At 60.5% G+C, this 17,345-nt stretch carries 12 protein-coding genes and 1 riboswitch; of the genes, 6 read left to right on the top strand and 6 right to left on the bottom strand.

Annotation, left to right across the window (positions count from 1 at the left end; genetic code table 11):
- Positions 1 to 96: 96 nt before the first annotated feature.
- Both ACR0KX_RS00590 and ACR0KX_RS00585 read right to left on the bottom strand, forming a co-directional pair.
- Positions 97 to 1,725, bottom strand: coding sequence for a N,N-dimethylformamidase beta subunit family domain-containing protein (locus tag ACR0KX_RS00590; RefSeq protein ID WP_170622811.1), 1,629 nt, complete (start codon positions 1,723 to 1,725; stop codon positions 97 to 99).
- A gap of 27 nt (positions 1,726 to 1,752) precedes the next feature.
- A complete protein-coding gene (locus tag ACR0KX_RS00585) occupies positions 1,753 to 3,195 on the bottom strand; it encodes a metallophosphoesterase family protein (protein WP_480707724.1) in 1,443 nt (480 codons plus the stop codon).
- Positions 3,196 to 3,353: 158 nt separating this feature from the next.
- Between ACR0KX_RS00585 and ACR0KX_RS00580 the strand changes: the two genes are divergently transcribed.
- The 6 genes from ACR0KX_RS00580 (at position 3,354) to metH (ending at position 13,165) form a co-directional block, all read left to right on the top strand.
- Positions 3,354 to 6,422: an AAA family ATPase gene (locus tag ACR0KX_RS00580; RefSeq protein WP_170622807.1), complete on the top strand. Its 3,069-nt coding sequence runs from the start codon at positions 3,354 to 3,356 to the stop codon at positions 6,420 to 6,422.
- Positions 6,423 to 6,453: 31 nt separating this feature from the next.
- Positions 6,454 to 7,158 carry a nucleoside 2-deoxyribosyltransferase gene (locus ACR0KX_RS00575; protein WP_170452775.1) on the top strand — a complete coding sequence of 235 codons (705 nt, stop codon included), beginning with the start codon at positions 6,454 to 6,456 and terminating at the stop codon, positions 7,156 to 7,158.
- Between the two features lie 220 nt (positions 7,159 to 7,378).
- Positions 7,379 to 8,443 carry an AbrB family transcriptional regulator gene (locus tag ACR0KX_RS00570; RefSeq protein ID WP_480707722.1) on the top strand — a complete coding sequence of 355 codons (1,065 nt, stop codon included), beginning with the start codon at positions 7,379 to 7,381 and terminating at the stop codon, positions 8,441 to 8,443.
- Positions 8,444 to 8,538: 95 nt separating this feature from the next.
- Positions 8,539 to 8,750: riboswitch (cobalamin riboswitch) on the top strand.
- Positions 8,751 to 8,872: 122 nt separating this feature from the next.
- Positions 8,873 to 9,172: a hypothetical protein gene (locus tag ACR0KX_RS00565; protein ID WP_170452778.1), complete on the top strand. Its 300-nt coding sequence runs from the start codon at positions 8,873 to 8,875 to the stop codon at positions 9,170 to 9,172.
- A 214-nt stretch (positions 9,173 to 9,386) separates the two neighbouring features.
- Positions 9,387 to 10,439, top strand: a complete 1,053-nt coding sequence (locus ACR0KX_RS00560; RefSeq protein WP_480707720.1) for a homocysteine S-methyltransferase family protein — start codon at positions 9,387 to 9,389, stop codon at positions 10,437 to 10,439.
- Complete coding sequence (gene metH / locus ACR0KX_RS00555) at positions 10,436 to 13,165, top strand: methionine synthase (RefSeq protein WP_480707718.1); 2,730 nt, start codon at positions 10,436 to 10,438, stop codon at positions 13,163 to 13,165. Before ACR0KX_RS00560 ends, metH begins: the two co-directional genes overlap by 4 nt.
- 28 nt (positions 13,166 to 13,193) lie before the next feature.
- On the opposite strand, the gene ACR0KX_RS00550 is transcribed toward metH, so the two are convergent.
- From ACR0KX_RS00550 to ACR0KX_RS00535, 4 genes are all read right to left on the bottom strand, one after another.
- Positions 13,194 to 13,973 carry an IclR family transcriptional regulator gene (locus ACR0KX_RS00550; protein WP_170622798.1) on the bottom strand — a complete coding sequence of 260 codons (780 nt, stop codon included), beginning with the start codon at positions 13,971 to 13,973 and terminating at the stop codon, positions 13,194 to 13,196.
- 11 nt (positions 13,974 to 13,984) lie between these two features.
- Complete coding sequence (locus tag ACR0KX_RS00545; RefSeq protein ID WP_170429642.1) at positions 13,985 to 15,343, bottom strand: TRAP transporter large permease; 1,359 nt, start codon at positions 15,341 to 15,343, stop codon at positions 13,985 to 13,987.
- Complete coding sequence (locus ACR0KX_RS00540; protein ID WP_170521588.1) at positions 15,343 to 16,008, bottom strand: TRAP transporter small permease subunit; 666 nt, start codon at positions 16,006 to 16,008, stop codon at positions 15,343 to 15,345. Before ACR0KX_RS00540 ends, ACR0KX_RS00545 begins: the two co-directional genes overlap by 1 nt.
- A 68-nt stretch (positions 16,009 to 16,076) precedes the next feature.
- On the bottom strand, positions 16,077 to 17,315 hold the full coding sequence (locus tag ACR0KX_RS00535; protein ID WP_170521586.1) for a TRAP transporter substrate-binding protein: 1,239 nt from the start codon (positions 17,313 to 17,315) through the stop codon (positions 16,077 to 16,079).
- Between the last annotated feature and the right edge of the window lie 30 nt (positions 17,316 to 17,345).

Below are 17,345 nucleotides of genomic sequence, written 5' to 3'. Positions count from 1 at the left end.
AAATCATCGCAACGATCTGCGCGTGTTCTCAAAATCCAGCAAGAAATTGCCTAAACCCCAAAAGGAAGGGAACTTTCGGGGCACTGGCAGAACGCGTCAAGCCCGCCCAAACCGGTCCAGAACATTGCGGGTGATCTGCTCGACCTGCCAATCGCGGCGTGTCAGGCCCATGACCCACTCGCAGGTGGCGGCGGTAAAGACTTCGCCTTGCCCACGCTCCCAATGCACAATAACTCCGTTTCCGCGCGTGCTGCGGTCAAGCGTTTCCTGGGTCAGTTCGCCGAACAGTGTCTGTGCTTTGAAAGCAGCGTCGGCGCTGCCGATATACATCGTCTCACCCCAAATTCCGTGATCCGGCTCTAGGTTTGTTGCCAGACCCATGGCCAGAATAGTGATTTTGGGGTCGGCTCCATCGGTCCCCGTCGGAAACGGCAGGCCATCCTCCATTCTGTAATCCAGGCCGTCGACCTCATACCCGTAAATGCGCGAGCTGCTTCCCAGTTGGTCGCCATAGCCCAATTGCGTTCTGGCAAGCGCCCAGTGATCGGGGCGGTAGACCGTGAAACCGCTGTTCTGCCCCGCGCACCTGCCCAAGCCCGCGTAGATACCCTTAAGCCCGTTCACCCCGAATGTCTGGGCACCCGGCCAGTTTACCGGATCAACCTCCCACGCTGCTGTCACCAGATGCTGCTGATCCGTTCCGGCCAGCGGATCGAGCTCTGCCGTGTATTTGTAGCAGATCTGGGTCTGCCCTTCGTCTTCGATCCGGGTCTGCCACAGAAAATTCCCTGCAAACCGGGCGACCCGACCGCCGTTGGTGACAAAGCGATTCACGGCCTTGCGCATATTCGCCGACCAATACTCGTCATGCCCGACAAAAACCGCGCATCTGTGGCGTTCCAACAGGTCGGGATCAGCCTCCAGATCATGTTGGGTGGCAAAGTCGAATTCATAACCCTGCTCTTCGGCCCACCTTGCAAAATGCCGTTCATAGCTGGCCCACCCGGCCGAGGCATATTTCTTCGAATACCCATAGGCGTAGGCCCATTCCATATAGGGGTAACGTACCATCTCACCAGCAGTATGAGCCCTGTCAGGCACCGCCCGAGGGGCCCCGGCTGGCAGTTTGCAAAACCCCCGCGTCCAGGGGCGTTGGGTTGAAACAACAGGTGAAAAGGCATTCTGGTCCGGGCCGGTGATACCCTCATAATGGTTGGACCCGCCCCAGCAATTATACGCCAGCCATGTGCCCGTGGCGCAAACCAACAGATAGGGCGCAGCCGGTTTGTCCTTTGCGCGGCGCAGCAGAAACAGATGGTGTTCTTCGACGCGATCCCCGTCTCGCTCGGCCCTGAACGTCACCAGATACCCGCCTGCGGGCCAGTCGGCAGGAATGGTGAATTCGTAAGACACCTCCCAACCGCACCCGGAAACCGAACAGTCGAAGGGCGTATCCTGATGCACCCCCTTCAACCCGCTTTCCCGAAGCACGGGCTGGTAGGAGACCCCATCCCGGCCAATCTCCAGATCCCATTTCTGCGCGGTTGTCGAAACGCGCAGCGCCACGCGTTCACCCGGGGCGTAGGTCATGCGGTCGGTGTAACCCCAGATCTCCAGCACACCGGCGTCACGGGACGGGCCAATGTAATAATTGTCCAGAATGTGCCGCGCCTTGGCGCGGGTTCGTGGCGTGATGGCCGGGTCGCTGGATTCTGAACGCGTCATTGGCGGATCGGCTTCGATGGGTCGAGTTCAGTCTTTGGTCGCATCTTCAGGCTGGCTTGGCTCATAAGCGGCAAGAAACGCCTTAAGCCGCGTATTGTGGGTTTTGACCGCAACTGCGGCTGTTTGCGAAAACTGTGCCCAAGGCCATTGAGTGCCGTCAACCAGCGAGGACAAACGGTCGAACAAAGGGTTATCGGCACCCTCGGGCCCCGCCTTATGCAACGCCACGCGGTAATCACCTGGGGCATCCGCTTCGTTATAAAAGCGCAGCGAGGCAAGGTTCAGGTCGGCGTCCATCAGGACCGCCGCCCCTCCAATCAATGGTTGCGGGTCGGGGCTGTCGACCACCCAGCCGCCGCTGTTGACGGCGGTGAAACGGGGGGCGGTGAAATCTTCGATCTCCATCACTTTCTCAAATGGCTTGTGCGTATGGCCGAAAACCACGGAAATGTCGGCGGGCACCGGCTTGGCGCCAAAGGCGGCCTTGATTTGACCCTGAACCGGAACCTGCAGAAACCGCCGCAGACCTGCACCACCATCGCTGAGCAGATGCTGCGCCGAGCCCCGCTCGAACGCTTTTCCGACCAGATCGCCCACCAGTTCCCCAGCCCCTTCGCCCAGCGATTTGCCCAGTGACCCGGCCTTGGCCTCCAGAAAACGCCGGACCGCCGCGCCTGCCAGCGCCCCCAGTTCCTTGGGGCTGTTGCCGAGGTTATAGATGATCTCTTCATCCGGCCCGATCCGGCCTGAACGACCGATCAGGGACCAAACAAAATCGATCCAGGCAAAGTTCTGCGCCTCCCATTCCTCCATCGTGACAGGGGGCTTGGTGTCGGGGAACAGAGTATCGGCAAAGGTGCTGGCCAGCAGATAGACATCTTCGATGAAGTGACCGTGGGTATAGATCACCAGCTTTTGGCCCGAGGCAAAGGCCAGGTTGGGATAGACCGTTTCGACCGTAAGATCGGACAGCCACGGCAAGCGTCGGCCAATCGATTGCAACAGGCAATCAGGCAGCGGATCGGGGTCCATCAGCGGCGTGGTATGCGGCACGGTTGGCGCGCTGTCCTGCCAGTCGGACCCTGCAAGATGATCGGCGAACCGGCGCTCCCGGCAGGTTTGCCACAGATGGTGATCATGGTTGCCCGGCAGATAGATCATCTTGGTCGAGAACAACCGGCTATCGGGATCCTCGGGCATGGCCAGTTCCAGAAACTGCTGAAACGCCATGGCCGAAACGGTCTTGGTGCTGAAGGCCAGATCCAGAATATCGCCATTCAGGATCAGGGTCGGAAGGGGCGCATCCCCGTTTGCGTTGATTAGATGACGCAGGCAGCCCACCAGTTGCACCAGCAGATCGCTTGGATGGTTCGGATCCACCTTACCATCGGCCGAGGTCAGCCGCGTCAGGATGCTGTTATCGGCCCCGAAATGCATGTCGGACAGGCTGATGTACCGGATATCGCTCATGATTGTGCTTTCTCCTGCGGCCCGTTTTTTAAGGCGATTGCCGGGGATATGGCCCAGGTCAGAGGCGCCAACTCATACTTGACGCAGGGGAACTCATGCGGTCAAGCTGAAAGAGTTAACGCGTTAAACCTTATTTTGGGGCGTTTCAGGGGGCAGAGATGGTTCATTCCGACGAAGACCTCTCGAACCGGCACAATGTCGTCGGCGAGCGCCGGCAGCTTGTTGTGGTCTTCGTCGATCTGGCCGGATCGACCGATCTGAGCGGCCGGATCGACACCGAGGATTACGCCGCGCTGATCCTTGCCTATCAGGAAACCGGACGGCGCATTTTCACCGACTATGGCGGACGGGTCGCCAAATATCTGGGCGATGGCCTGTTGCTGTATTTCGGCTATCCGCAGGCGCGGGAAAACGACGCTGAGCGCGCTGTGCGGGCCGCACTGGACCTGTTGAACGCGATGAAACAACCCCTGCCCGGTACGGACCCGGACGCACCACGCCTGCAGGCCCGCATCGGGGTGCATACCGGCGAGGTGGTGGTGGGTGAAAGCGAACAGGGCGGGCGCGATGTTTTGTTTGGTGAAACAGTGAACATTGCCGCCCGGATCGAGGCGCAGGCCCGTCCCGGAACAGTATTGGTCAGCGATCCGGTGATGTCGCTGCTCAAACAGAAATTTGTATCGCAACCTCTGGGACCGGTTGACCTGAAAGGCGTTGCCCGCCCATTGCCTCTGCACCGCGTATTGCGCCCTGCCGCTGCCAATGCAAGGTCGGGAAACGTCACAGGCTCGACCCCGCTGCTGGGGCGCGAGGCGGTGCTGGGCCAATTGCGCGAACTTTGGCAAAAGGCAACCGAACACGGGCCGGTCGCGGCAACGGTGAAAGGCGATCCGGGGATTGGCAAAACCAGCCTGCTGCGTGCCTTCCGGGCCCAATTGGCCGAAACGCCCCACATCTGGCTTGGGGTACAGTGTGACGCGTTGTCGTCAGGCGCGCCGCTCGCACCCTTCATCGGGCTGATCCAGCAAAGTCTTGGTATCACTCCGGGCATGGAGGACGAAGAGGCGCTCAACCGTCTCAGACAGGGTGTGACGCAACAAGACAATGCACCGGACGAGACCGTGCCGCTGATTGCCCGGTTGCTTGGCATCCATACCTCCGAAACCACCACATTGGAAAATTCCAGCCCGGAAACTCTGCGCCACCGGACCCTTCTGACCCTCGGTCACTGGCTTGCACGACTTGCGGTTGATCGTCCTGTCGTGCTGGTCTGCGAAGACCTTCACTGGTGTGACGCCACCAGCCTGGAACTTCTGGAGATGCTGCTCGACTGGCCTCAGCCGCTGCCGGTTTTCTGCCTTGTGGCGCAGCGCGATGATGGCAGTCCGGGGCTGCCCGCAAAACGGTCCGAAGTGATGGCGCTTGCAGCGTTGGATCACGACCAGGCGACGCAGTTGGCGCAACGGGCCGCAGCCCCCGCGGACCTGTCGGATGCGGTACTGGAAGATATCCTGACACGCGGCGCAGGCAACCCCCTGTATATCGAAGAACTGGCCCGCTTTGCCGGGGAAAACCAGACCGGACACCGCCAAAGCCGCGCGGTTCCGCCAACCCTGAACAGCCTGATCATGGAGCGGCTGGACGCCCTGTCGCCTGAGTCGAAAAAGACCGCTCAGGTCGCCGCCGTTCTGGGCGAGGATCTGGATATGTCGATCCTGTCCCAGGTCGCCCAGCGCGATGAGGTCGAGATATCCGGAACGGTCGGGGATTTGCTGGAGGCCGATATTCTACGCCCGCGCTCGGGCACCAACGATGGCTACATGTTCCGCCACGCGCTGACGCAGGACGCGGTCTATGCCACGCTTCTACGGGCCGAGCGGACCGATCTGCATGCCCGCGCCGCTGTGTGCCTTCAGGACGGGACGGCGGAACAGCCCGACAAGATCGCCCATCACCTGCATGCTGCCCGGCATTTTACCGATGCCGCCATCTGGTACCGCGACGCCGGGCTGCGCGCGGTCAAGCAAGCTGCGGTCGAGGATGCAACGGTGCTGTATCGCCGTGCTTTGGCCTCGCTGGAGCAGACCGAGGAAAACCGCCAGCGGGACGAGATCGAGCTGTCCATCCAGATCCCGCTGGAAAACGCGATCATGGGCGTGCGGGGCTTTGCCTCACCCGAAATCAAACCGGTGCTGGATCGCGCGTTGGAACTGGCCGAACGTCTTGGTGACGCGGATGAGACCTCATCGGCGCTGAACGGGCTGGCCGCGCATTTTCTGGACAAGGGAGACTGCGCTAAGGGCATAGAATATGCCGACCGCATTCTGGCTATGCCCGGCGCGGGCGCGAACCGGATCGGCATGTTGCGCGCCCATACCACGCTTGCCTTTCTGCGGTTTCAACTGGGCGAAGGTGAGATTGCCGTTGAACATGCAGAAGAGGCGATCCGTCTCTACCGCCCCGAGGATTACGCCGAAGTTACCTATGGCATTGGCACCGATCAGGGCGTTCTGGCCTATGGGGTCAGCGCGGTGGCCCATTGGTGGTGCGGCGCGCCCGATACGGCGCTGAAACGTGCCGAGGCGGGGTTGGCGCTGGCCGAGGAGTTGAACTCGGCGCTCAGCCTGGCCGCCGCACGGGCCTTTCTGATCATAACCCTGCATTGTCGCCGGGACAGTGACCGCGCCTATGCGCTGGCCACCGAGACCTATGAGACATGCACCCAGCTTGGCATCCCGCTTTGGGGCGGGCTAAGCCAGTTGTTCCGGGCCGGGCAACCCATCGACCCGCCGGACAAGCGGTGTCAGGAGGTTGATGCCGGTCTGGCTCTGTTGGCGAAAACCGGCAGTCAGACAGGTTCGGGTATGGGGTTTGCGATCATGGCTGACACGCGGCTGGCCAATGATGACCCGGATACAGCGCTGGCGATTGTTGACACCGGGCTGCAAATGTCGGGGATGTTGAACCAGCCGGTCTGGAACCCGGACCTGATGCGGTTGAAAGCACAGGTGCTGGCTGTTCTGGACCGACAAGACGAGGCCGAGGCGCTGCTGCGCACCGCAATTGACGAAGCCGGGGCTGCCGGATCGGTTTCGCTGGCCCTGCGCTGTGCGCGGGTGCTGTCTGATATGCTAACCGGCACCGCGCGCGAAGCCGAGGGCGCGCAGTTGGTTGCCGATTGGGCCGGTCGGCTGGAGCCCGGCGCCGCCGCTTCAGACCCGGCCTGACGACACTGAATTTCAACCAGAGGACCATTTCATGACAGACCATATCGTTTTCTGCTCGGGCCCGATGTTCAGCGTCGGTGATCTATGGGAGCAATATAACATCGCCGCCGTGCTCGAGGCCGGAGGGTTCGGCACCTATCTCGCCCCGCGCGACGGCGTCGAGATCGCCAAGATGATGGATATGTTGCAGGACCCTCAGGTCTGGTCGCAAAAGGGCCAAGAGATGCTGTATATCATCCTCAAGGTCGGCTATGCGCAAGATATCTACCAATTGCTCGGGCGCTGCTCGAGCCTTGTGTTCAACATGGATGGCCGGGTGCCCGATGGCGGCAGTATTGTCGAGGTGACGACCGCCTACGCCGCTGGAATGCCCCTTGTGATCTACAAGACGACACCGGTGACGCTGTTTGGTGGGGTCGATAACCCGATGATTCAGGGGCTTTCGACCAATTGGGACTATGTGCATGACACCGCATCCATCGTGCCCGCCCTGCTCAAACGGATCGAAGCTCAGTCGCAGAACGGCTATGTCTACACCCCGCCCCCGAATGTCAGCCTTGTGATGGAGGTTGGGGCGATGACCGCAGACCCCAGTTCGGACCTTCACAAGCGGCTCGACGCGATTTCGAATGCGCCAAACGAGAAGGCCGCGCTGGAAGCGGGTGAGGAACTGATCGACTGGGCGAAAAGCAACAAGGCTTATCAGGCTGCATTTGGCGGGTCGGCACCCACGTAAGCCCTGTTGGATTGGTGGGGTTGAAACGAATTCAGTGACACTCGCCTTGATTTCGACACCTCGTTCCCGGATCTCATCCAACACACGCTGATAGCGCCAAGCTGCATCACGGACCGCTCCTCACTCGGGCATGCCGAATGGTCGGTGCGCGTGGTCTTGCAAACCGCGCCCATTTGTATACCATTGGATACAATTGACCCAATGACATCGGGCCTGAAATTTGTCCGTCCAAGCCACATCACCAAGCCGCCCCGTTAGGCGGGCCATTACCTTCGGCCTTGCCGGGCTGGGAACGGTCGTATTCTGGATGCTGGGCCTGCCACTGCCCTTTCTGTTCGGCCCCATGACCGCCTGCCTGATTGCGGCACTGGCGCATGCGCCGATGGAGGGGTTCGGGCAAATCTCGGTCGCGGCGCGCACTATCCTGGGCGTGGCGGTGGGGGCTTCGATCACGCCTGATCTGTTTGGCCAACTGCCGAAAATGGCAGCGTCGATTGCTCTGATCCCACCCTTCATCCTGTTGATCGCTTTGGTCGGGGTGCCGTTCTTTCGCAAGGTCTGGGGCTTTGACGACAAAACGGCCTTTTACGCCGCGATGCCTGGCGGGTTGCAAGACATGATCATCTTCGGCACCGAGGCCGGTGCCAATCCGCGCGCCCTGTCCCTGATCCATGGCACGCGCGTGCTGATCATCGTGACGCTCGCCCCGTTGCTCCTGACCCTGTTCTACGACGCTGACCTGACCAACCCCATTGGCGAACCCGCCCGCGACCTGCCTTTGCACGAACTGGCGCTGATGGTCGTCGCCGCCATTGTCGGCTGGAAAGGCGGTGAGCGGATCGGCCTGTTCGGAGCGTCCATTCTGGGCCCAATGATCCTGACTGCGGCCTTGTCACTGGGCGATTTCATCCACACCCGCCCACCGCGCGAGGCGATCCTTGTCGCGCAATTCTTTATCGGCTGCACCATCGGCGTGAAATTTATCGGTGTCACATGGGTCGAGCTGCGCAAAGTTGTGGCGGCGGGCTGCGCCTATGTTGTTGTGCTGGCCATACTTGCGGCAGCCTTCACGGCCCTTGTGACCACGTTGGGGTTCGGGCAACCGATCGAGGCCTTCCTCGCCTTTGCCCCCGGCGGGCAGGCTGAAATGACGGTCTTGGCCATCGTCTCGGGCGCGGATCTCGGGTTTGTCATTACCCACCATCTGACACGGATCGTTCTGGTGATCATCGGCGCGCCCATCGCGGCCAGTCTTCTGGTGCGCTGGTCCGGCTCTCGGGATTAGAGGGGTTTCGCAGTTTGATTTGGGTTCAATTCCTGCCGGGTTGCAATCCGACGCTGCGTGCTTTGCTGGCACCAGTAGACACAGCTTTGGCCTTATGAGACTGTGCTGCCGATGGTGTCCGACGCTCTGAGTCGGCTGAAAAGGGAATGCGGTGCGGGCAAACGCCCAAAGCCGCAACTGCCCCCGCAACTGTAAGCGGCGAGCGACCCCCGACAGACCACTGGATGACCCCGCTTGGGTTGTCCGGGAAGGACGGGGACAGCGAAGAACCGCAAGTCAGGAGACCTGCCATCTCCGGCGCATATGTGCCGCAGTCACCTTAACTCGGGCGGGGTGCCCGTGGACGGAGCGACAAGAGATGGACCGCACTGGCCAGACACCACTGTTGATGACCCACACAAGCCGCCCAAAAGCGCGGAGGGCGTCGTTATGCTTGACCTGACCATTTCCCAACTGGATACCGGCCACGTGCCACCGCAGCGCGCGCAAGAGCTGGGGCAGATGGGCTATATGCAATGGCTGGGCGGCCTGCCCGGTTCGGCAAACTACCACGCGCAGGCGCGGATTGCTTTGGCCAAGGCCAAACCGTTTGCCGAGACTTCTCCCGCCATCGCTGTGTTCTGCGACCTGCTGGCCCGATCCATGCAGATGCCCCTGGAACCATTGTTCCTGGCCCTGCCCGCAAAACAGCGCCGAGGGGGCCATCGCGCGCGCCGCGCCGCCTTGTGACCTCATGCGGGCAATTCAGCCTGTGCCACCGCCCGCATTTTGGACGATTTTGGCCGGGCAATGCTTTGACTGCTTATTGGTGATTTCGTTGGATATGCGCGACGAACAAGACACATTATGACGCAAGCTCATAATTTAGTCGAATAACAATCATTTCACCTCATAATGCCAACGCGCTATACCTTCGGCCCACACAGCCGATTGGATACCGCGAATGCTTGACTTTACCTTGCCCGACACACCCGCGCTCGCGACGCTGCGCGCATTGGCTGCCCAGCGCATCCTGATCCTTGACGGGGCCATGGGCACAATGATCCAGACGCTGAACATGACCGAAGAGGATTTTACCGCCAACGGTCACATCCATGGCCCCGGCTGTCGGCATCACTATCACCCGGATCATCCGCAACAGGGCAACAACGACCTGTTGGTGCTGACCCAGCCGCAGGCAGTTGAGGACATTCAATACGAGTTCGCAATGGCCGGGGCGGATATCCTTGAAACCAACACTTTTTCCTCAACCACCATCGCGCAAGCTGATTACGGGCTGGAGGCTGCGGTGCATGATCTGAACGTCGCAGGCGCGCAGGTGGCCCGGCGCGCGGCGGACCGGGCCACGGCTGAGGATGGCAGACCCCGGTTTGTGGCCGGGGCTGTGGGTCCGACGAACCGGACGGCCTCGATCAGCCCGGATGTGAACGATCCCGGATACCGAGCCGTCAGTTTCGATGATCTGCGCACAGCCTATGGCCAGCAGATCGACGGGCTGATCGAAGGAGGCTCTGACCTGATCCTGATCGAGACGATCTTTGACACGCTGAACGCCAAGGCGGCGATTTTCGCGGCCTTCGAGAGTTTCGCCAAGGCCGGACGCCGCCTGCCGCTGATGATCTCGGGCACGATCACCGATGCCTCGGGCCGGACGCTTTCTGGCCAGACGCCCACCGCCTTCTGGCATTCGGTCGCCCATGCGCGCCCTTTCACCGTCGGGCTGAACTGTGCCCTTGGCGCAGAATCCATGCGCCCGCATATGGCCGAGATTTCAAGCGTTGCCAGCGCGCTGACCTGCGCCTACCCCAATGCGGGCCTGCCGAATGAGTTCGGCCAGTATGACGAAACCCCGGGCCAGACCGCAGCACAAGTCGAAGAGTTTGCCCGCGATGGCATCGTCAACGTGGTTGGCGGTTGCTGCGGCACCACACCCGACCATATCCGCGCGATTGCGGATGCGGTTGCGCCCTTTGACCCCAGAAAGGTGCCCGCATGACCCGTCACCTGCGCCTCTCGGGGCTGGAACCCTTTGTCCTGACGCCCGACATCCCCTTTGTGAATGTGGGTGAGCGGACCAATGTCACCGGCTCGGCCCAATTTCGCAAACTGATCGTGAACCGCGACTATGCCGCCGCGCTGGACGTTGCGCGCGATCAGGTGGAAAACGGCGCTCAGATCATCGACATCAACATGGATGAAGGGCTGATCGACAGCAAACAGGCGATGGTCGAATACCTGAACCTTGTCGCGTCCGAGCCCGATATCGCCCGCGTGCCAATCATGATCGACAGCTCGAAATGGGAGGTGATCGAGGCCGGGCTGCAATGCGTGCAGGGCAAGCCGGTGGTGAACTCGATCAGCCTGAAAGAAGGCGAAGAGGCGTTTCGCCATCACGCGGGTCTGTGTCTGGCCTATGGTGCCGCCGTGGTGGTCATGGCGTTTGACGAGGCCGGTCAGGCCGATACCTTCGAACGCAAGACCGAGATTTGCGCCCGCGCTTATCGCATTCTGGTCGAGGATATGGGGTTCCCGCCCGAAGACATCATCTTTGACCCCAACATCTTTGCCGTCGCCACCGGGATCGAAGACCACGACAATTACGGTGTCGATTTTATCGAGGCGACCCGCTGGATAAGGCAGAACCTGCCCCATGCGCATGTCTCAGGCGGCGTGTCGAACCTGTCCTTCAGCTTTCGTGGCAATGAACCTGTGCGCGAGGCGATGCATGCGGTGTTCCTGTACCATGCAATTCAGGCCGGGATGGATATGGGCATCGTCAATGCGGGCCAACTAGCGGTCTATGACCAGATCGATCCCGACCTGCGCGAAGCATGCGAGGATGTGGTTCTGAACCGCCAGCCCAAATCCGGCGGCAGCGCGACCGAGAACCTGCTGGACATCGCCGAACGTTTCCGTGGTGACAAGCGCGAGGAGAAAGTCCGCGACCTGGCCTGGCGCGACTGGCCGGTCGAGAAACGGCTGGAGCATGCGCTGGTCAATGGCATCACCGAGTTCATCGAAGAAGACACCGAGGCCGCGCGCGCCGATGCGGAACGCCCCTTGCATGTCATCGAGGGTCCTCTGATGGCCGGGATGAACGTGGTGGGCGATCTATTTGGCGCGGGCAAGATGTTCCTGCCGCAGGTGGTGAAATCAGCCCGGGTGATGAAGCAGGCCGTGGCCGTGTTGCTGCCTTATATGGAGGAAGAAAAGCGCCGGAATGGCGGTGAGGGTCGGCAATCTGCGGGTAAGGTGCTGATGGCGACCGTGAAGGGGGACGTGCACGATATAGGAAAGAACATCGTCGGCGTTGTCCTGGCCTGCAACAATTACGAGATTTTGGATCTCGGCGTCATGGTCCCGCCTCAGAAGATCCTGCAAGTCGCACGTGAGGAAAAGGTGGACATTATCGGTCTGTCCGGGCTGATCACGCCGTCGCTGGACGAGATGGTGCATCTGGCCTCGGAAATGGAGCGCGAAGCGTTCGACATTCCGCTGCTGATCGGCGGCGCAACCACGTCGCGGGTGCACACGGCGGTCAAGATCGCGCCGCGTTACACGCATGGGCAGGCGGTCTATGTCACCGATGCCAGCCGCGCTGTCGGGGTTGTCGGCGCGTTGCTGAGCCCGACGCAGAAGCCCAATTATGTCGCCGGGATTCAGGCCGAATATGCCGATGTGGCCGACAAACACGAGCGCGGCGAGCGGGCCAAGAACCGCCTGCCTTTGGCCAAGGCGCGGGCCAATGCGCTGAAACTGGATTGGGATGCTTACGAGCCCGTTGCTCCGTCCTTCACCGGAACGCGCGTTCTGCAGGATTGGGATCTGGCCGAAATCGCCCGCTATATCGACTGGACGCCCTTCTTCCAGACCTGGGAAATGCGCGGTGTCTATCCCGGAATTCTTGAAGATGAAAAACAGGGCGCGGCGGCGCGGGCGCTTTTTGCCGATGCGCAGGCAATGCTGGATCAGATTATCGCAGAGCGCTGGTTCACACCCCGCGCGGTTGTTGGATTCTGGCCCGCCAACGCGGTTGGCGATGACATCCGGCTGTATACCGGCCCGGATCGCGCTGAAACTCTGGCCGCCCTGCACACGCTGCGCCAGCAGACCGTAAAACGCGGTGATCGACCGAATGTCGCGTTGTCGGATTTTGTCGCCCCGGAAGGCCATAGTGCGGACCATGTCGGCGGGTTTGTCGTCACGGCGGGACCGGAGGACTCTGACATTGCCGAGCGGCTGGACAAGGTCAACGACAATTACGGCGCGATCCTCGTCAAGGCTCTGGCCGATCGGATCGCCGAAGCCATGGCCGAGATGCTGCATGAAAGGGTCCGGCGTGAATTTTGGGGTTACGCAAAGGGTGAAGACTTCGACCCACAGGCCCTGATCAGCGAACCTTATGCCGGTATCCGCCCCGCGCCGGGCTATCCGGCCCAGCCCGATCACACCGAAAAACGCACGCTGTTCAGCCTGCTGGACGCCGAGGCCGCGACCGGAGTGGCGCTGACCGAAAGCATGGCGATGTGGCCCGGTTCATCTGTCTCCGGGCTCTATGTCGGGCACCCGGACAGCTATTATTTTGGTGTTGGCAAAGTGGAACGCGATCAGGTCGAGGACTACGCCCAGAGAAAACGGATGACCGTGGAAGAGGCCGAACGCTGGCTGGCCCCGGTGCTCAACTACGTCCCGGCCAAGGCATCGCGCAAGGCAGCCGCGTAAGGTGATATGTTGTCAGTCAATCGCCGGGCTAAGAAGTCAGCAAACCCGACAGTTTGCGCGCACCGTCCTGTAGCAAGGCAAGAAATTGTTTCAAACTGTTCAGATCATGGCGCTGCGTCGGCGCATGAACGGACAGAGTGGCGGCCAGCCTGTTGTTCTTGTCTATGACCGGGACCGCAATGGCCGTCATACCGGGCATGAACTCCTCATCATCTGTCGAATACCCGTTCTGTGCGACGCGGGTTATTTCGGCCCGCAAGGCCTGGGGCTTCGTTATCGTGCGGTCGGTATTCGGGCTGAGGTTACCTGCGGAAAGAAACCCATCCAAAGTGCTCGGGCGCAGGGTCGACAAATACATCTTGCCACTGGCGGTGCAGTGAAACGGGACTTGTGTTCCGATCGGCAACTGAATTCTCAGCGGCCATTTCGTCTCGACCCGGTCCAGATAGATCATACCCTCGCGATCCGGGATCGCCAGGTTGCAGGTTTCGCCAATCTCATCCGCGACGCCGCGAATAATGGCCAGACGGGCCGTGCGAAGATGTTCGGACGACACTGTATTCAGCGACAGCTGCCGCAGGCGCGGACCGGGACCGTAAGACCGACCATCCAGATCGCGCTGAAGAAACCCCTCTGCCTCGGCTGTTTGCAGCAGGCGATGTATCGTGGGTTTTGCCAGACCCAATGCGTCGATCAGGTCCGAGGGTTTGACGGCGACCCCGCGCCGTGCCACCTCTTCCAGGATCAGCAGCAGGCGCAGGTTCGTGGGAATCTGGGTGTCTTTGTCTTTTGTGTCCGCTTCGGTCATCCCGCAACAGTCTAGTTATTTGGCAGCAGGATCAAGGCCAGATCGGGCACCAGCGAAACCAGAATCCAGACCGACAGCAGTGCCACCAGATAGGGAACCGTATAGCGCAGAAGCCGGAAATAGGGCACGCCGGTCACGCCCGACGCCACATACAGGTTCAACCCGTACGGAGGCGTAATGAACCCGATGGACGCGCCGACCAGAAAGATCACCGAGAAGTGGATCGGGTCAATCCCGACCGAGGCTGCAATCGGCGCAAGGATTGGCGCAAGGATGATGGTCACCGGCAGGCTTTCCAGAACCATGCCCGAGAAGAAGACAATCACCATCGAGGTAAACAGAACTGCATGGTAGCCACCCATCGAGGTCACAAAATTCCCGATGGTTTCCTGTGCCCCCAGCAGGGACAGGATTTGCTGCATCACCACTGAAATCGCGATCAGCGGCGCAAGGATGCCGGTGATCTGGGCTGAGCGGATCACAATTGACGGAATTTCCGGGATCGTGAAGCCTTCGACCACGAACATCTCGGCAAAGGTCTTTTCGGTGGGTGGAATGTCATTCCGCGCGCCCATGATGCGGTTGATCGGATAGCTGACCAGACCCGCGATGACACAGAATCCCACGGTCACGCCCGCCGCCTCGGTGGGTGAGAATTTGCCCGTATAGATGCCCCACAGCACCAGCCCGATGGCAAAGAAGCCAAGCCATGCACCGAACGCGGTTTTCAGAACACGGTTCAGTTGCAGCGGGATCAGGTGGCCCCAGCCATTCATGCGGCAGATGATCCAGCAGGCGAATTGCATCCCGAACACCATCAGCGCGCCGGGCAGGATACCTGCCACAAACAGCTCAGAGATTGGCAGATTCATCAGGAACCCGTAGACGATGAAGATAATTGACGGGGGAATGATGATCCCCACCGTGCCGCCCGCCGCAGCGGTCGCGGCGCTGAACCGTTCGTCATAGCCGCCCTTGACCATTTCAGGGTGCAGCATCGAGCCAATAGTGGCCGTCGTGGCCGAGTTCGACCCCGAGATCGCCGCGAACAGCCCGCAGGCCCCCAGCGATGCCATCGCCAAACCGCCGCGTATCCAGCCCAGACAGGCATAGGCAAAATCGCTGAGCCTGCGCGCAATGCCCGATTTGTTGATAAGGTCCCCGGTCAGGATGAACAGGGGCATCGCCAGCAGGGCAAAGCCTTTGTTGAACACGTTCAGCAGTTCAGCGCCCATATTGTCCAGTGTCAGGCCGAGGACAAAGGAACAGCCAATGACCCAGTAGCCGATCACCAGCAGAACCGGTACGCCCAGCATGAACAGGAAGGTGACCCCAAGCGAGATCAGTGTGACCATGGTTCCATCTGTCATCAGTCTGCTCCGATCACGGCCTGCTTGATCAGCGGCTCGCCTGTTTTCCAGTTGCGCAGATCGTCGGCAAGGTTTTGAAACACGCGCCCGACCATCAGGAAGAAGGACAGTGGCGCAGCCAGCAGGAACCACCACTGCATGATATTGTCGGTGCCCAGAACGATCTGGAAGTTAGACGCCGAGAGCGCCACCAACCGGGTCGTGGTCACGATGACGATCACCGCAAAGATGAACCACAGCACCGCATCCAGGATCAGACAGGCCAGTTGCCCGCCGCGCGGCATGGCCGTGCGAAACTCGCTAAAGCTCAGATGCGTGCGCAGGCGGACGTTGTAGGAGGCTCCGAACCAGGCCATCACCATGAACAGCAGCGGAGGGATCGTGGTCGACCACGGCTCTTGGTCGTTGAACACGAACCTGTCGATCACACCCCAAAAGATGATCAGGGCAATCGCGAGGTAGGAATAGACCATCACCGACCGTTCGAAATGACGTTCGACAAAGGGAACTGCCCGATAGATCAGCATGATCACGAACCCGCCGATGGCCGAGACAATTGCCCCCAAAACCCATGCGGCATCGGATTCCAATGCGGATTGAATCTCGAACGAATCCTGGCTGAGAAAAGCGCTGAAAATCGCGCCGATATCTGCCCAAAACGACATGTACCCCGTCCTCCCAGTCGGTGTGTTTTTTGGAACCGGCCCGCGTGGGGCCGGTTCGCATCAGCTTATCAGGCCTGGCCCATCCACCAGCGGCGCGGCTCGACATTCTCGGGCAGCATATCTGCCGGGATCTCTCGCGCGATGTCGTAGATCTCCTGATAGGTGTCGATGCCACCGGCCCATTTATTCAGACGCTCACGCCACTGCGCCCACGGCTCGGGGTTGAAGTTGGGGGCACACATCTCTTCGGCCAGTTTGATCTGATCATCCGGCAGGAAGGCCGCGCGCACGCCGTTTTCGGCAAAGATCGTGCCCGGCAGTTGCGGGTCCGAGAAACCAACGGTGTTCAACAGCGCCGCCTCGTTTGCGCCCTGAATCAGTGCCTGAGTGAAGTATGAGGACTCCATCACGGCATCCTGCAACTCACCGCCCAGACTGTCGAAGACTTTGGCCGACATCGAGGTATGCTCGGTCCCGCAGAAGAACTTCAGGTTCACCGACTGCGAAACCACCGGGGCCATATTGGCGTATGCCACGGCCGAGGCCCATGTCTCGGCCCCGTCGATCAGACCGGTTTTCAGCGCATCCAGCGTTTCCTCCCACGCCACCGGAACCGGGTTCAGGTTCAGCAGTTGCATGGCAATGCGGCCCAGCTGCGTGCCCGTCACGCGGTTCTTGGTGCCGAACAGTTCCTCCAGCTTGGTCACCGTCGGCTTGTCGGCAAAGGTCGATCCCATTTGCAACCCGCGCAGCTCGCAATGGGTGAACAGGAACTTCAGCCCGTGCCGTTTTTCCAGCGGGTCGCGCAGGATGCGCTGGCTGGCGGGGCTGTAGAAGAAGTGATACTGCGCCGCGCGGCTGGGGAACATATAGGCATAGTCCAGCACGTTCAGATAAGGCGCGCCACCGGCCGAGTTCTGGGTCGAAGCCGCATAGATATCGACAATGCCCTGCTGGGTTTTCTCGACACAGCTTAGCTGTCCGCAGATCTGATTGTCGCCGATGAACTCGATGCGAATCTCACCATCTGTGCGTTCTTCCAGATCGCGGGCGAATTCGATGGCCCCGGCGCGCTCGATCAGAAGGTTGCGGGTATTGAAGCCCGACGCACCAAATTTCAGCGTATGCTTCGGCTCTTTCGAGAAGCGTTTTTCATAATTCGATTCAGCGGCCTGCGCCAAATTCGCCAGACTCATCGCGCCGCCGAACCCGCCTGCCGCAAGCAGCGTCGAGCTCATGCCATAGCGCCCGGCCACGCGGAAGAAATCCCGCCGCGAAATCCCGCTTAGTTTCTTACCGATCTCCATTGCTTACCTCCCTGATCGCAATTATTGAGA

The sequence above is a fragment of the Ruegeria sp. BG5 genome, assembly GCF_056538425.1.
The sequence above is the reverse complement of the archived record's forward strand: the minus strand, read 5'-3'. Positions and strand labels throughout refer to the sequence as shown.

Bases quoted from the DNA above. Each gene is read 5' to 3' on its own strand.
- ACR0KX_RS00580 (WP_170622807.1), top strand. From the start codon at position 3,354: ATGGTTCATTCCGACGAAGACCTCTCGAACCGGCACAATGTCGTCGGC.
- ACR0KX_RS00590 (WP_170622811.1), bottom strand. From the start codon at position 1,725: ATGACGCGTTCAGAATCCAGCGACCCGGCCATCACGCCACGAACCCGC.
- ACR0KX_RS00545 (WP_170429642.1), bottom strand. From the start codon at position 15,343: ATGACAGATGGAACCATGGTCACACTGATCTCGCTTGGGGTCACCTTC.
- ACR0KX_RS00585 (WP_480707724.1), bottom strand. From the start codon at position 3,195: ATGAGCGATATCCGGTACATCAGCCTGTCCGACATGCATTTCGGGGCC.
- ACR0KX_RS00575 (WP_170452775.1), top strand. From the start codon at position 6,454: ATGACAGACCATATCGTTTTCTGCTCGGGCCCGATGTTCAGCGTCGGT.
- ACR0KX_RS00535 (WP_170521586.1), bottom strand. From the start codon at position 17,315: ATGGAGATCGGTAAGAAACTAAGCGGGATTTCGCGGCGGGATTTCTTC.
- ACR0KX_RS00565 (WP_170452778.1), top strand. From the start codon at position 8,873: ATGCTTGACCTGACCATTTCCCAACTGGATACCGGCCACGTGCCACCG.
- metH (WP_480707718.1), top strand. From the start codon at position 10,436: ATGACCCGTCACCTGCGCCTCTCGGGGCTGGAACCCTTTGTCCTGACG.
- ACR0KX_RS00540 (WP_170521588.1), bottom strand. From the start codon at position 16,008: ATGTCGTTTTGGGCAGATATCGGCGCGATTTTCAGCGCTTTTCTCAGC.
- ACR0KX_RS00560 (WP_480707720.1), top strand. From the start codon at position 9,387: ATGCTTGACTTTACCTTGCCCGACACACCCGCGCTCGCGACGCTGCGC.
- ACR0KX_RS00550 (WP_170622798.1), bottom strand. From the start codon at position 13,973: ATGACCGAAGCGGACACAAAAGACAAAGACACCCAGATTCCCACGAAC.